At 71.4% G+C, this 15,160-nt stretch carries 11 protein-coding genes; 6 read left to right on the top strand and 5 right to left on the bottom strand.

Features of this window, described 5'->3' with window-relative positions:
* Positions 1-56: 56 nt before the first annotated feature.
* Positions 57-2,300 carry a CHAT domain-containing protein gene (locus B1729_RS16125; RefSeq protein ID WP_163633804.1) on the top strand — a complete coding sequence of 748 codons (2,244 nt, stop codon included), beginning with the start codon at positions 57-59 and terminating at the stop codon, positions 2,298-2,300.
* Positions 2,301-2,366: 66 nt separating this feature from the next.
* Positions 2,367-4,562 (top strand): caspase family protein, encoded by a 2,196-nt coding sequence (locus B1729_RS16130; protein WP_163633806.1) that lies wholly within the window; start codon positions 2,367-2,369, stop codon positions 4,560-4,562.
* 13 nt (positions 4,563-4,575) lie between these two features.
* On the opposite strand, the gene B1729_RS16135 is transcribed toward B1729_RS16130, so the two are convergent.
* Positions 4,576-6,207: an urea amidolyase family protein gene (locus B1729_RS16135; protein ID WP_239539682.1), complete on the bottom strand. Its 1,632-nt coding sequence runs from the start codon at positions 6,205-6,207 to the stop codon at positions 4,576-4,578.
* Positions 6,208-6,253: 46 nt separating this feature from the next.
* Complete coding sequence (locus B1729_RS16140; RefSeq protein ID WP_163618821.1) at positions 6,254-7,009, bottom strand: 5-oxoprolinase subunit PxpA; 756 nt, start codon at positions 7,007-7,009, stop codon at positions 6,254-6,256.
* A 196-nt stretch (positions 7,010-7,205) separates the two neighbouring features.
* Here B1729_RS16140 and B1729_RS16145 point away from each other — a divergent pair, with 196 nt between their 5' ends.
* The gene (locus B1729_RS16145; RefSeq protein WP_163633808.1) at positions 7,206-8,984 is read left to right on the top strand and encodes an ABC transporter ATP-binding protein; all 1,779 of its coding nucleotides are present in this window, start codon (positions 7,206-7,208) and stop codon (positions 8,982-8,984) included.
* A 36-nt stretch (positions 8,985-9,020) separates the two neighbouring features.
* Here B1729_RS16145 and B1729_RS16150 read toward each other — a convergent pair whose 3' ends face one another.
* The 3 genes from B1729_RS16150 to B1729_RS16160 form a co-directional block, all read right to left on the bottom strand.
* A complete protein-coding gene (locus tag B1729_RS16150) occupies positions 9,021-9,983 on the bottom strand; it encodes an ABC transporter permease (protein ID WP_204260133.1) in 963 nt (320 codons plus the stop codon).
* Between the two features lie 43 nt (positions 9,984-10,026).
* Positions 10,027-11,031, bottom strand: a complete 1,005-nt coding sequence (locus tag B1729_RS16155; RefSeq protein ID WP_163618819.1) for an ABC transporter permease — start codon at positions 11,029-11,031, stop codon at positions 10,027-10,029.
* 107 nt (positions 11,032-11,138) lie between these two features.
* Positions 11,139-12,800 carry an ABC transporter substrate-binding protein gene (locus tag B1729_RS16160; protein WP_163618818.1) on the bottom strand — a complete coding sequence of 554 codons (1,662 nt, stop codon included), beginning with the start codon at positions 12,798-12,800 and terminating at the stop codon, positions 11,139-11,141.
* A 257-nt stretch (positions 12,801-13,057) separates the two neighbouring features.
* Here B1729_RS16160 and B1729_RS16165 point away from each other — a divergent pair, with 257 nt between their 5' ends.
* The 3 genes from B1729_RS16165 (at position 13,058) to B1729_RS16175 (ending at position 15,073) form a co-directional block, all read left to right on the top strand.
* On the top strand, positions 13,058-13,921 hold the full coding sequence (locus B1729_RS16165; RefSeq protein WP_163618817.1) for a fused MFS/spermidine synthase: 864 nt from the start codon (positions 13,058-13,060) through the stop codon (positions 13,919-13,921).
* An 82-nt stretch (positions 13,922-14,003) separates the two neighbouring features.
* Complete coding sequence (locus B1729_RS16170) at positions 14,004-14,531, top strand: tetratricopeptide repeat protein (RefSeq protein WP_163618816.1); 528 nt, start codon at positions 14,004-14,006, stop codon at positions 14,529-14,531.
* 50 nt (positions 14,532-14,581) lie between these two features.
* A complete protein-coding gene (locus tag B1729_RS16175) occupies positions 14,582-15,073 on the top strand; it encodes a SprT-like domain-containing protein (RefSeq protein ID WP_163618815.1) in 492 nt (163 codons plus the stop codon).
* Positions 15,074-15,160 lie beyond the last annotated feature (87 nt).

Consider the following 15,160-nt stretch of genomic DNA (forward strand, 5'->3'; position numbering starts at 1 on the left):
GAAATCGAAGGTGACGGTGCCCCTGGGGAAGCGGGCATCGGTGCGAGGGGGTCGAGATGGCTCGCGTTCCGGACATGCCGCGCGGCATGGTCGACGTCGAAGGCGACGCCGAGGCCTTCGAGGTGCGCATCGAGCATGCTCCCGAGCATGCCGGCGCCAACGAGCATGGCGTCGCGACGCTGGCCGACGTCGTGATCCGCGGCCGCGCCGGCGGCATGGCGACGATGATCGTGCGGGGGACGGACGACTTCCACTACGCCGCGGTGGTGGCACGCGAGGACTCCGCCGGTTTCATGCACGCCGAGCTCAGGCACCTGGAGCGGCAGGACGACGACCTCTATACGGCCGACATCGCCGTGGCGCCCGGGGAGATGCTGCACCTGACGGTCGTCGCGAGCGACTTCGAGACCGGGATGCTGTGGCTCGAGGCGACAGTCGCCGCCGGCGGCATGGGCATGAGCGCCGGCCCCGGGTCGGCCGCCGAAGCCGCGCCACCGCCGCCACCTCTCGTGCCGGATGACGTGCTGGGTGTCGGCCCGCTCGGGGGTGGTCCGCTCGGCGGTGGTGGGTTCACCAGCACCCGCTCTCCCGGGCTCGCTCCCCCGGCGCCGCCGGCAGCCGCACCGACCCCGCCGGCAGGCGCGGCCCCGCCGGCAGGCGCCGCGCCTGTCCCGGGTGCCCCGGCAGGCGGGCTCGACGGTGCGTCACCCGTACCGGCGTTCGTCGACGCCGAGATCCCCGCGCGCCTCGTCGCCGGCGTGGAGTTCGATGCCGTCGTACGGCTGTCGCGGGAGGAGCTGGTCCCGACCGCCGGCACGGCGCGTCAGAAGGCCACGGCGCGGTTCGATCCCACCCGCGAGATCGAGGTGGGCGTCCAGTTGCGCGGCCTCGCGTTCGCAGACGGCACGCTGCCGGTCGTCACGACGACGCTGCCCGCCACGCCGGACGAGACCCGGCGCCTGGTGTTCCGCCTCCGGCCAGAGGAACCCGGGCGCGGCCACATCACCGTCACCTTCACCCAGCCGCCCGTCGTGGCGCCGCTCGCCGTGCTCGCGCTGAGCACCCCGGTGCTCCCGCCCGACGCCGGTCCCGGCGATCCCGACTCGGACGATCCGCGCGTCGTCACGGCATCCGTCGCCGCACCGCCGCGCAGCATCGCCGACCTTCCGACACTCGTGATCGACGAGTCCATCGCCGGTGGCGCCTCCGACCTGCTCATCACGGCGAAGATCGGCGGCACGGTCGTCAAGAACTCGGTGCATCTCGCCAGGAAGGCCGAGTACATCCAGGGCGTCTACGCCGAGCTCACCCGGATCAGGTCGGAGTATCTCGAGACCGTCCGCGCTGCTCCGGAGGAAGCCGAGGAGGCGGCCGACGCGGTCCGCCGCGAGGTGCGCAGCCTCGGCGCGCGGATCGCCCGCGAGCTGCTGGGGGACGAGGTCAACAAGCTGCTCTGGAGCAGGCGCCGCCGGATATCGCACCTCGTGCTGCAGACGTCCGGCGAGCTCGACATCCCCTGGGAGATGGTGCATCTCGTGCCCGTCGGCACCCAGCGGCCCGACAAGGACCGGTTCTTCCTGGGCGACCTCGGTCTCACGCGGTGGATGTACGGCACGCTGCGACCGACCGTCATCCCCATCAACGCGAGCCGCGTCGTCGCGATCGCCCCCGACTACATCAAACCGGAGTACAAGCTCAGCCGCACCGGCGAGGAGGTCCGGAGGCTCGGCGAGCTGCTGGCGAGGAGTCCTCGCTCCGCCGCCGACCCCGTCGAGCTGCGTCAGGCGATCACCGACGGCTTCGATCTCCTCCACTTCGCCGGTCACGGTCGGTGGCGCGAGGCCGACCCGCTCGGGCAGGAGATCGCCTTCGCCACGTTCTCGGAGGACCACGACGACGGCTCCGCGTCGTACACCGACTCCGATGCGCGCCGCGATCTTCCCGAGCTCGACGGGCCGCCGGCGGGGGCATCCGCGCCGTTCGTGTTCCTGAGCGCGTGCGATGTCGGTCGGCTCCGCTCCGGCGCGACGGGTCTCGGCGGGTTCGCCGAGGTCTTCCTCCGCGGCGGCGTGGGCGTGTTCATCGGATGCTCCTGGGCGGTGCGCGACGACGTCACGTCACTGTTCGTCCGCACCTTCTACGAGAAGCTCCTCGGCGACGACCACGCGACCGTCGGCGAGGCGGTGCTCACGGCGCGGCACGCCGCGCGCGACGCCGGCGACCTCACCTCGCTGGCCTTCACGGTCTTCGCCGACCCACGCGCCAAGCTCGTGGCCGGCGCCCGCGGCGACGACTCCTGAAACCTCCATCCGCCATCGGCAGACCGCCATCAAGACACCCAGAATCAGCAGACAGGACGTGACACCATGCCCGACACCACCACCCGTGGCGCGACACTCAGCCCGGCAGAGCTCACCGCGCTGCGCAAGCACGTCGTCCACACGGCCGACGGCAGGCTCGCGCCGACGGCGAGCGCCAAGCCGCGCACCGTCGAGGATTTCCTCACGACCGCCGAAGATGTGAAGCGGATGATCGAGACGGACCTCGCCGACTTCGTCGCGCAGCAGGCCAAGAAGACCCCCGCCGGCGAGGTGCCGCCGCCGGTGCCCGTGCTCATCTGGGCGCACGGTGGGCTCACCGACAAGGCCGCAGGGCTGCTGACCGCGCAGCGCCAGGTCGCGTGGTGGAAGAAGAACGGCGTCTACCCCCTCCATCTCGTGTGGGAGAGCGGATTCAAGACCACTCTCGAAGACGTCCTGCGCGCCAAGCCCGGCAAGCGCGGCTTCACCGATGTGACCGACCTCGCCGTGGAGGCCGCCGCACGCGTGCTCGGCGGCCGCAAGTTCTGGGACGACATGAAGCTCGACTCCGCCGGCGCCTGCCTTCCTCCTGTGGGAAAAGGCGCGCCGGGCGGCGCATTCGTGCTGGCATCCGCACTGCGCTCGTACATGGCGGCCAACTCCGGTGCGATCGAGCTGCACATCGCCGGCCACAGCGCCGGGTCGATCTACCACTCGCACTTCGTGCCGCGCCTCTTCGAGGGTGACGACAAGGTCGAGAGCGTGAAGAGCGTGACCTTCCTCGCGCCGGCGGTGCGGGTCGACACCTTCGAGGCGACGCTGCTGCCGCTCGCCGAGACCGGCCGGATCGAGAACCTGTCGATCTTCACGATGAACGAGGATCAGGAGAAGCGCGACAACACGGCCGGGGTCTACCGCAAATCGCTCCTGTACCTGGTCTCGAGGGCGTTCGAGGCCGAGAAGGATGCCGAGATCCTCGGCCTCGAGGCGCACCTGCGCCGCTCGGGGCGGATCATGGCCTACCTCGACGACGCCTCGGAGCGCCTCGTCCTCGGGCCCGTCGCCCGCGGCCGGCTCAGCAGCACGCAGGCGACATCGCACGGGGCCTTCGACAACGACGAGCAGACGATGATGAGCCTGGCGCGACGGGTCGTCGGCGTGCCCGACAGCGACGAGCCCGATCACGTCGCGGTGTTCCCGTCACGGACGCGCGAGGTCGGCGAGTTCACCCCGTCGCCGCGCCCCGAGCCGACCGGCGCCCGCGGCGCGGCGCCGCGGAAGCTGGCGCTGTGCATCGGCATCGACGCCTACCCGAGGGATCCGCTGAGCGGCTGCGTCGCAGACGCCACGTCCTGGGCGGATGCGCTGGGGGACGCCGGCTTCAAGGTGGAGTCGATCCACAACGCCGATGCCACCCGCGACGGGATCCTGCGGGCGATGCTCGACAAGGTCTCGTCGGCGCGGGACGGCGACATCGTCGCGATCCAGTTCGCCGGTCACGGCACCTTCGCCCCAGACCTGGACGGCGACGAGACCGACGAGTTCGGGCCGAAGGACGAGGCCCTCTGCCCGATCGACTTCCGTGACGGCCAGCTCATCATCGACGACGACCTCGGCGCCATCTGGGACGCGATCCCCGACGGCGTCGCGGTGACGCTCTTCTTCGATTCGTGCCACTCCGGCTCGGCGAACCGTCAGATCACTCCGGAGGAGTTCGAGTCGCGCAAGATCCCGGCAGGCGCCACACCGCGCATGACCGTGCTCGATGCCGACGAGGAGGCGGCCTTCCGCGGAGAGCGTGCGGCGTCGCCGAAGGACGAGTTCCGCCTGGAGGCCTGGAAGGAGGTCGTCAAGGTCGAGACCAACCGTGCCGCGGTGCAGCGCGCGCAGCGGGTGGACGGTCGCGAGGTGCTGTTCAGCGCCTGCCAGCCCGATCAGGTGGCGCTCGAGACGAACGGGCACGGGGTGTTCACGTCGGCCGCCCTGACGGTGCTGGCGAAGACGCCGGCGCTCACCAACGGCGACTTCGTCCGCGCGGTGTTCGACATCGTCGACGACACCTATGAACAGCGGCCGATGCTCTCGGCGACGAGCGAGCTGAGTGCGCGGGGCCTGCTGACGTCGGTGCACGACGCGCTTCCCACCGCGGCATCCGTCGCGGTCGAGACGAACGGCCACCGCGCACCCGCAGAGATGCGCACGGCCGCGATCGTCGCCATCCTGCGCGCGACGGCCGACCTGCTGGAGGCCGGCGGGAACTGAGTGCCGGACGCCGTCACGCCGACGCGCGGGCGTGCCGGAAACGGATGCGGGTGCCCGGCCTGGCCTGCGCGACCAGGTCGAGCCCGGCATCCGTCACCACCGCGATCACGGGATAGCCGCCCGTCACCGGACCATCCGCGAGGAGGATCGTGGGCCGGCCGCTGGGCGGGACCTGCAGCGCGCCCGGGACCATGCCCTCGCTCGCGAGCTCGCCCTCGCGCGAGCGGGCGAGCGACGGCCCGTCCAGCCGGGCGCCGACGCGGTCGGCGTGGTTCGAGACGGTCCACACGGTGTCGTACAGCGTCGTCAGCGCCGCCGGGGTGAACCAGTCGGCGCGGGGTCCGGGGGCGAGGTCGAGTTCGAGCTCGTCGTCGTGCGGCGCGCCCCACGCGGCGGGCGGTGCGACCGGGATCGGCGCGACCGCGTCATCGCGGATGCCTACGACGTCGCCCGCGCGCAGCGCCGCCGGTCCGAGACCCGCAAGGAGGTCGGTCGCCCGCGACCCGAGAGCCAGGCGGCCGTCGAGCCCGCCGCGCACGGCGACGTAGGCGCGGGCGCCGTGGGCGAACCAGTCCAGCTGCAGCTCGGCGCCCGCCGGCCACGGGTGCGCCGCATAGGGGTCGGCGTCGCGGCCGTCGATGCGGACGGCGCCCCACGCACCCGTCACCGCGACCCACAGGTCCTCCTCCGCCACGGCCCGGAGGCCCCCCATCGTCACCTCGATGGCGGCCGCGCCCTCGGGGTTGCCGAGCAGACGATTGGCGGTGCGCAGGGCGCCGCGGTCGAGTGCCCCCGATACGGCCACACCGACGAATGCAGCCCCCTCGCGTCCGAGATCCTGCAGGGTGGCGAGGAGACCCGGTTCGACGATGCGGATGCCGCGGCCCGACGCGGTGAAGCCGGGTCCGGCGTCCGTCCCCCCGCGCGCCGCCTCGAGATCAGGTGATCTCACGGAGGCAGGCCGATTCGCGCCGTAAAGTCCTGAGCCCGCGAGATCACCTGATCTCGCGCGGTCGAGACCGCCGACTTCGCGGAACCGGACGCGCGTTCCGGGTGCGAGAAGAGCCGGGGACGCGGCATCCGGATCGAACAGTCGCGCCGCAGTCGTGCCGATGAGCCGCCAGCCGCCCGGGGTGTCACGCGGGTACGCGCCCGAGAAGCCGCCGGCCAGCCCCACCGCACCGGCCGGCACGCGGGTGCGCGGCGAGTCCAGGCGAGGGACGTCGAAGGGCCAGTCCTCGCTGACGAGGTAGCCGAAGCCGGGCGCGAAGCCGGTGAAGGCCACGCGCCACTCCGCCGCGGTGTGACGTCGCACCAGCTCGTCGGCGCCGGTGCCGAGCAGCTGGGCGGTCTCGGCGAGATCCGCGCCGTCGTACACGATGTCGAGTTCGACCAGCGGGCCGGCGGTGCCGCCGCCTGGCTCAGCGTCGGCGGCCGCACCGAGCGCCCACGCGCGGGCGGCGGCCAGCGGCAGCCGCCGCGTGTCGACGCGCACCAGCACGGTCCGCGCAGCGGGAACGAGGTCGACCACGCCGTCGGGCCGGGCGGGGGCGAGCGCGGCGTGCAGCGGCAGCACCTCGTCGAGCGCCCCGACCTCGAGGAGGAACGCCCGCTCCCCCATCGGCCGCACGCGCGGACTCAGCACGCTGCCCACCTCGGGCTCCCCGCACCACGGATCGGGTGCCGCACGTTCACCACGACGCCCGCACCTCGACGCCCGCGTCGTCGAGCGCGGCGCGCACCGCGCGGGCCATGGCCACGGCGGCCGGCGAGTCGCCGTGCACGCACAGCGACTCGGCGACGGCCGGCACGAGCGTCCCGTCGATCGCCTCGACGACACCCTCTCTGGCGAGCCGCACCGCTCGCGCGGCGACCAGCTGCGGGTCGTCGAGCAGCGCCTTCGGCCGGCCGCGCGGCACGAGCGAACCGTCGGGCAGGTAGCCGCGATCGAGGAACGCCTCGTGCACGAACGGCAGGCCGACGGATGCCGCAGCCGCCGCGATCTCGCCGGGGAGGCCCAGCAGCGGCAGCGGTCGGCCGAGCATCTCCGAGAATTCGGAGACGGCGCGGGCGACGGCATCCGCCTGCTCCCTGTCTCGGATGACCGCGTGGTAGAGCGCGCCGTGCGGCTTGACGTAGCGCAGGTCGGCGCCCGCGCGGTGCAGCCGGTCGAGCTGCTGCCCGACGGTCTCGGCGAGAGCGGCCGCCTCCATCGCGACCGGCACGCGGCCGAAGCTCGCGCGATCGGGATAGGAGGGGTGGGCGCCCACCGCCACGTCGAACCGCTCGGCCCGGCCGACGGCTTCGCGCATCGAGGCCGCGTCCCCCGCGTGCCCGCCGCACGCGATGCTCGCGCTCGAGATCACCGCGAACATCGCCTCGTCGTCGGCCGTCGGCATCCCGTCCACGGTCTCGCCGAGGTCCGCGTTGAGGTCGATCGCCGTCACAGATCCCACGCTACGCCCGGCCGGCACGCGTTCGTCCTGCGCATGACTCAGGCCATCCCGTCCCCGACGGCCCGTGAGCCGCCCGCCGTCGACGATCTGCCTGGGCTGCGCGCGCCCGTCCCCCACGCGTTACGGATGAGTAAAGGCTGGGCGGGGACGGGTGCGCGGCGAGACGCCGGGAGGCAGGATGGAGCCCATGGCCCGAACCCATGAACGTCCGGCGGCCGGGGCGCCGCTGCTTCAGGTCCGCGACGTCGCCGTCGAGTTCCAGACCATCGACGGCCCGGTGCACGCCGTCGAAGCCGTCGACCTCGATCTCGTCGCCGGCGAGACGCTGGCCATCGTGGGCGAGTCCGGCTCGGGCAAGTCGACCACCGCGATGGCCGTGATCGGGCTGCTGCCCGGCAACGGCAAGATCACCCGGGGCAGCATCCTGTTCGAGGGCGAAGACCTGGTCGGCGCGCCGGAGAGCGTACTGCGCACCATTCGCGGCCGCTCCATCGGCCTCGTGCCGCAGGACCCGATGTCGAACCTCAACCCCGTCGCGAAGATCGGCACGCAGATCGCCGAGACGCTCCTCGCACACGGCCTCGCCACCCGGAGGGATGTCGACCGCAAGGTCGTCGAGACGCTCGCCGCCGCGGGCCTTCCGAACGCCGAGGAGCGGGCCAAGCAATACCCGCACGAGTTCTCCGGCGGCATGCGACAGCGTGCGCTCATCGCGATCGGGCTCGCGTGCGACCCGAAGCTGCTCATCGCCGACGAGCCCACGAGCGCCCTCGACGTGACGGTGCAGAAGACCATCCTCGATCAGCTCGATCGCATGACGAGCGAGCGCGGCACTGCGGTCATGCTCATCACGCACGACCTGGGCCTCGCCGCCGAGCGGGCGGCGCGCGTCGTGGTGATGAACCGCGCACGCATCGTCGAGCAGGGGCCGGCGCGGCAGATCCTCGAGGACCCGCAGCATCCCTACACGCAGGCCCTGGTGAAGGCGGCACCGTCGGTCGCGGCGGTGCGGCTCCGCCCCGAGGTGTTCCGTGCCACCCCCGCCGAAACTCCCGAACCTGACATCGCACCGGCCGCGGAGGCGACAGGCACGGGGACGGTCCCCCCGCCCCGGCCCGTCCAGCCCGCGCTCACGCAACCGCGAGCCGACGAGGCCGCCGGGGACGAGGCCGCAGCTCCCGACTACATCGTGGAGGTCGAGGGCCTGACCAAGATCTTCAAGGTGCGCGGCAGCAAGGAGGACTTCGCGGCCGTGCAGGACGTGTCGTTCGCCATTCCGCGCGGCGAGACCGTCGCGATCGTGGGCGAGTCGGGATCGGGCAAGACGACCACGGCGCGCATGATGCTGCGGGTGTACGAGCCCACGAGCGGGTCCATCCGCTTCGACGGGCAGGATGTCGCAACCCTCAAGGGCGCAGATCTCAAGCAGTTCCGCCAGCGCGTGCAGCCGATCTTCCAGGACCCGTACTCATCTCTGAACCCCATGTTCTCGATCGAGCGGATCATCTCCGAGCCGCTCGACTTCTACAAGCGCGGATCGTCCAAGGAGCGCGCGGCCCGCGTGCGCCAGCTCCTCGACGACGTCGCGCTGCCGGAGTCGATGCTGCGCCGCTACCCCTCGGAGCTGTCCGGCGGTCAGCGCCAGCGCGTCGCGATCGCGCGCGCGCTCGCGCTCTCGCCCGACCTCATCGTGTGCGACGAGCCGGTGTCGGCGCTCGACGTGCTGGTGCAGGACCAGGTGCTGACGCTCCTGCGCGACCTGCAGCGCGAGTACGGCCTGAGCTACCTCTTCATCTCGCACGACCTCGCCGTGGTGCGCCTCATCAGCGACTACGTCTGCGTCATGAAGGACGGGCAGCTCGTGGAGGCGGCATCCTCGGAGGAGATCTTCACCAACGCCCGCGACCCGTACACGCGGCGCCTGCTGGCATCGATCCCCGGCAACGAGCTCGACATCGCCGTCTGAAGCGCGGCCGGGACGGATGCCGCGAGCCGGCGTGCGTCAGCGGGCGCGGGTGCGCGGGTCCATGGCCTCGCGGAGGGCCTCGCCGAGCAGCGTGAAGCCCAGCGCCGTGATGGTGATGCAGATGCCCGGCAGGATCGCGATCCACGGGTTGACCGACAGCTCCAGCTGCGCGTAGGTGAGCATGCGGCCCCACTCGGCGGTCTGCGGCACGCCGCCGCCGAGCCCGAGGTACGACAGGCCCGCGGCTTCGATGACGGCCGTCGCGAGCGACAGCGTCGCCTGCACGATGACGGGGCCGACGGCGTTCGGGAGCACGTGGCTCATCGTGATGCGTCCGCGGCCCAGGCCGAGCGTCGCCGCAGACAGCACGTAGTCGCTCGATCTCTGCTGCAGCATCGACGCGCGCAGCAGGCGCGCGAAGATCGGCACCTGCGCCGCACCGATGGCGATCATGATCGCGAGCGGCGTCTGGCCCATGAGCGCCGCGATCGAGACGGCGAGCAGCAGCGACGGCACCGACAGCAGGATGTCGACGAAGCGCATGATGGCCGTATCGACCCAGCCCCCGAACGTGGCGGCGACCAGGCCGAGGATCATGCCGCCGATGAGACCGACCAGCGTCGACACGATGCCGATCACGAGGGACGCGCGCGCACCCCAGATGAGCTTGGAGAGCATGTCGCCGCCGAAGCGGTCGAAACCCAGCGGGAAGCCGGGGATCTCACCCGGGCCGGGGATGTGGCCCGGCGTGATGTACTGCTGACCCGGCAGCTCCTCTGGGCCGTAGGGCGCCAGCCACGGGGCGAAGATCGCGACGAGCACGAAGATCGCGATGATGACGGCGCCGACCCAGGCGCTGGGGTTGCGGCGCAGTCGCCGGAAGACGTCGCGCCAGAAGCCGCCGCCGCGGGTCTTCGCGGCAAGCAGCTCCTTGTCGTCGATGGCGGTGTCGTCGACGGGTCCGCCGCTCGGGGCGGGGGGAAGCATCGCGGACGTCATGCCGCACCTCCGAGGCTGTCGCTGATGAGCTGTGCCGGCGCCATCACTGCACCCGCACTCTCGGGTCGATGAAGCTGTACGACACATCCACCGCGAGGTTGATGAGCGCGTAGATGACGGCGATGAAGAGGATGAACCCCTGCAGCACCGGGTAGTCGCGCGTGAAGATCGCGCGGGAGAGGAAGGATCCGATGCCAGGGTAGGCGAACACCGATTCGGTGAGGATAGCGCCTGACAGCAGCAGACCGAACTGGAGGCCGATGGTGGTCACGACCGGCAGCAGAGAATTGCGGAGGATGAACCGGCCGCGGATGGTGCCGCGCGAGATGCCCTTCGCCATGCCCGTCCGCACGTAGTCCGAGTTCTGGACCTCCAGCACCGAGGCGCGGGTGATGCGCGTGATGATCGCGAGCGGGATCGTCGCCAGGGCGATGCCGGGAAGGATGAGGTGCAGGAACGCGTCCCACGCGGCATCCCATTCGCCCGTGATGATGCCGTCGAGGACATAGAAGTTCGTGTAGTGGGTCGCGTCCAGCCGCGGATCCTGGCGACCGTCCGAGGGGAGCCATCCGAGCTGCACCGCGAAGATCCACTTGAGGATCACGCCCAGGAAGAACACCGGGATCGTGATGCCGATGAGGCTGGCGAAGACGGCGAAGTGATCGGCGGGCTTCCCCTGCCGGCGTGCAGCCCAGTAGCCGATCGTGATGCCGAGGCCCACGGCGAGGATGATCGCGAAGAAGGTCAGCTCGAGCGTCGCGGGGAAGCGGCGGAGGAACTCCTCCGTCACGGGCCGCTGGGTCTGGATCGAGACGCCGAAGTTGCCCTGCAGCAGCTGCCCGAGCCACGTGAAGTACTGGGCGATCAGCGGCTCGTTGAAGCCGTACAGCTCGTTGATCTCGGCGACCCGCTCCGGCGTCGCGCGTTCGCCGAGGAGGGCGACGGCCGGCCCGCCGGGCAGGGCGCGCACCCAGAAGAACAGCAGAAGGGTCAGCCCGAACAGGGTCGGGACGAGCAGGAGGAGGCGCCTGCCGATGGTGCGTAGCACGTGGAATCTCCGGGGAACGGCGACCGGCGGTCGCGGGCGAGCAGACGGGGGGAACCGGATGCCCCGTCCCGGCGGGCGTCGCCGGGACGGGGCATCCGGTCACGGCGTCACTCGCTGAGTTCCACCAGGTTGTACACCTCGTCCTGCACCGGGCTCGCCGGGTAGGACGTGACGCGCGCGTCGAACGCGAGCGTCGGCACCGGGTGCGCGAGGGGCACGCCCGGCAGGAACTCCATGATCTGCTCGTTGATCGCGGCGTAGGCGGACTCCTGCTCCTCCTCGGTCGCGAGACCGCGTGCCTCGGTGAGCGCGTCGAACAGCTCGGCGTTGTCGAAGCCCCACTCGTTTGTGGGCAGACCGAAGAACGTCCCCACGAAGTTGTCGGGGTCGTTGTAGTCGCCGGTCCAGCCGAGCAGGTGGATGCCGTGCTCCGTGCCGCCCTGGATCAGGTCGAGGTACTCGACCCACTCGTTCGTCACCGGGTTGAGCACGATGCCCACGGCCTCGAGCTGGCTCTGCAGGTTGGTGAAGATCTGCTCGGGGTTGGGCATGTACGGCCGCGAGATGTTCACGGGGTAGTTGAACGTGATCGTCAGCGGGTTCGCCTCCGAGTAGCCGGCCTCGGCCAGGAGCGCCTGCGCGGCCTCCGGGTCGTACTCGTACTGCGTGACGTCCTCGTTCCAGCCGATCACGGCGTCGGGCATGAACTGGCTCGCCGCCACGGTGCCCTCGGGGAGCACCTGCGTGATGAGCGCATCCTTGTCGATCGCGTGGGCGATCGCCTGGCGCACCTTCGGGTCCGACAGGCCGGGTGCGGCCTGGTTCATGCCGAGGTACAGCACGTTGAACGGATCGCGGTTCACGAGCGAGAATCCGGCATCCTCCAGCGACTGGAGGTCGGCGGGCGCGACCAGGTCGTAGCCGTCGATGCTGCCGGCCTCGAGCGCCTGACGGCGAGCCGTCGTGTCGCCGATGACGCGGAAGATGACCTCTTCGACGACGCCCTGCTCGCCCCAGTAGTCGGGATACGCCGTGAGCACCGTCTGCTCGCCGGGCGAGATCGAGTCGAACACGAACGGACCGGTGCCGGTGGGGTGTCCCTGGCCGTACTCGCTCTGGACGGGCGCCTCCTCGGTGCCGCCGATCTCGTCGGCGCCGTACTCCTCCAGCGCCGTCGGGCTCTGGATCGAGAACGAGGGCAGCGAGAGCGCGGGGATGAAGCCGGCGAACGGCTGCTTCAGCGCGATCGTGACCTGGTAGTCCTCGTCGGCCGTGCAGCTCTCGTAGATCGACTCCTCGCCGAAGCCGCGCATGATGACGCCCCAGTAGTACGCCATGCTCTGCGAGGCCGCGACGCCCGTGAAGGCATTCTGGCGGTCGAAGTTGAAGCAGACGGCCTCGGCGTTGAAGTCCGTGCCGTCGTGGAACGTGACGTCCTCTTCGAGCGTGAACACGTAGGTCGTGTCGTCGGGCTGCTCCCAGCTCTTCGCGAGGAGCGGTGCCGGGTCGGCGGTGCCGGGCTCGGTGCCGACGAGGCCCTCGAACATCTGGCGCGCGACGCGGAACGTCTCGCCGTCGCTCGCGAACGCGGGGTCGAGGCTGGCCGGGTCTCCGGACGCGCCGAACACGAACGTCGTGTCGACGTCGCCGGACGCGTCGTCGTCGCCGCCGCCATCCTCGCGCTGGCTCGCGCAGGCGGTCAGGACGACCGCACCGACGGCGACCGTGGCGGCGGCGGTCAGCCAGCGCCTTCTCGCAGTGTGGAGCATGTGCTGTGCACCTTCCATGTCGTGTGGGCTCCGCTGCACGTCGTCGTGGAGCAGAGGTGCGCGCAGCCCTCAGCGGGGTGTGATGGGTCCGACGCTACCCGGGCCGGGCGTACTCGTCGGTTACACCTGTGTCTCGATTCGGTTTCGGCGATGACGGATGCCGCGCCCTCAGCGTTCTGTGCAGAGACGACGCTGCGGGGTGCGCAGAAGTGTCAACCGCCCCCGGTGCGAGGCGGCGATGCGGCTAACGTGGAGCCATGGCACGCGCGAGGGAGGAGACATCCGTCCCGTCCGTGCGCCTCTCGGACGGCACCCTCGCCCGGGTCGTCCGCTCGCAGTTCGGCGGCGGGTGGGAGCTCGACGTCGACGGCACCCCGCAGTCGCACGTCGACCTCGATGATCCGACCCATCTGCACTTCGAGTACATCGCGCGCATGGGAGCGGTGATCGACCGGCTGCGGATGCCGGGGCAGCCGCTCACCGCGATCCACCTGGGCGCCGGCGCCCTCACGATCCCCCGCTACGTGGAGGCGACGCGGCCGGGCTCCCGGCAGCAGGTGGTCGAGCTCGAGCCGGCGCTGTGGGACCTCGTGCGCGAGAACCTGCCGCTCCCCCGCGGCGCCTCGATCCGCATGCGGATCGGCGACGCTCGCGCAGCCCTCGGGCGCCTTCCCGCCGGACTCGTCGGCGCCGCCGACCTCGTCGTGTCGGACGTGTACTCCGGCGCGCAGACGCCGGCGCACCTCACCACCGTCGAGTTCTTCACCGAGGCCGCCCGCTTCCTCGCCCCCGACGGCGTGCTGCTCGTCAACGTCGCCGACGGCGCGGGGCTCGCGTTCGCCCGCCGCGAGGTGGCGACGGTGCAGGCCGTGCTCGAGCACGTCATCGTGCTGGCAGAGGTGCAGACCCTCAAGGGGCGGCGCTTCGGCAACCTCGTGATCGCCGCCTCGCCGGCGCCGCTTCCGACCGAGTGGCTGCCGCGGCTCATGGCGGCCGGGCCCCATCCGGCGAAGGTCGCGGAGGGGCGCGAGCTCGAGGACTTCGCGCGCGGTGCGCGGGTCGCCACCGACGCCGATGCCACGCCGTCGCCGAAGCCCTCGGCATCCGTGTTCTCACGCTGACGCGACCCGGCGTGGCACGCCGCCGAGCGCGCCCCCGCCAGGCACACTGGATGGGCCACCGGTTCGGCGAAGGGAGTCAGACGTGAGCTACATCAGCGGGTACGATCCCGATACTCTCCGCGAACAGGTGAATCCGAGCGAATGCAGGGAGCGGCTCGAAGAGATCGGCGAGCAGCGCAGCCTTCCGGCGCTGCTGGAGCGTGTCTGGCTGCTGAAGGTGCTCGACCGCACCGAGGACGCCCTGGTGGTCTCGGAGCAGTCGGTGCGCGTCGCGCGCATGGCAGGCACCCGCAAGGACCTGCTCCGCGCCCGCATCCTGCACGCCACCGTCGTGCAGGCACGGGGCGCCTATGCCGCCGCCGAGCAGGAGCTCACGACCTGCGCCGCCGAGGCCGAGGGACAGGGATGGGCCGGCATCGCCGCCTTCGCCCACCAGCATCGGGGCAAGGTCCACTTCGACGCCGGCGACTACGACGCAGCCCGCAAGGACTTCAAGCGCGCACTGTTCCTCCGCCAGGAGTCCGGCGCCACCGAGGATCAGCTCGAGTCCGTCCTCCTTGCGATCGACGCCGCCGACCGGCGCCGCACCTCGGCAACCGTCGCCAGCTGAGGGTGGATGCCGTCGGTCTGAGTGTCGGAGATTTGTTCTAGTCTCGCGTCATGTCGGAATTGCATCGCGTGCGGCACTGGGCCGACGCCCTCATCGCCGCCCATCTCGACCCGTCGTGGACCTTCGCGTTCGACAACGCCAAGCGACGGGCGGGGCTGTGCGACTACACGCACAAGCGCATCAGCGTATCGCGCTACCTTGCGGCGCGGTATGACGACGACACCAACCATCAGACGCTGCTGCACGAGGTCGCCCATGCGCTCGCCGGTCCCCGGGCGGGGCACGGGCCGCGCTGGAAAGAGGTCGCGCGTGAGCTCGGCTACGTCGGCGGCACGACCCACCACGGCGAGACGGCGACCGAGCTCGCGCCGTGGATCGGCGTGTGCCCCGCCGGGCACGTCGCCTACCGGCACCGCAAGGCGACGAGGCCGACGTCGTGCGCCAAGTGCGCACCGGGGTTCGACGAGCGCCACGCGTTCACCTGGACCCGGCGCGAGATCACCCGTGCGACGCGCCTGGCGGCGATGACCCCGCGCGATTGAACCCCGGCCGGGCCTGCGGTCGTCGCGGCGCAACCCTTGCCGGTCGTTGAGCGAGCGAGGAGCGCGGTCGTTGAGCGAGCTTGCGAG

The sequence above is a fragment of the Microbacterium sp. B35-04 genome (assembly GCF_010634885.1).
GTDB lineage: Bacteria > Actinomycetota > Actinomycetes > Actinomycetales > Microbacteriaceae > Microbacterium.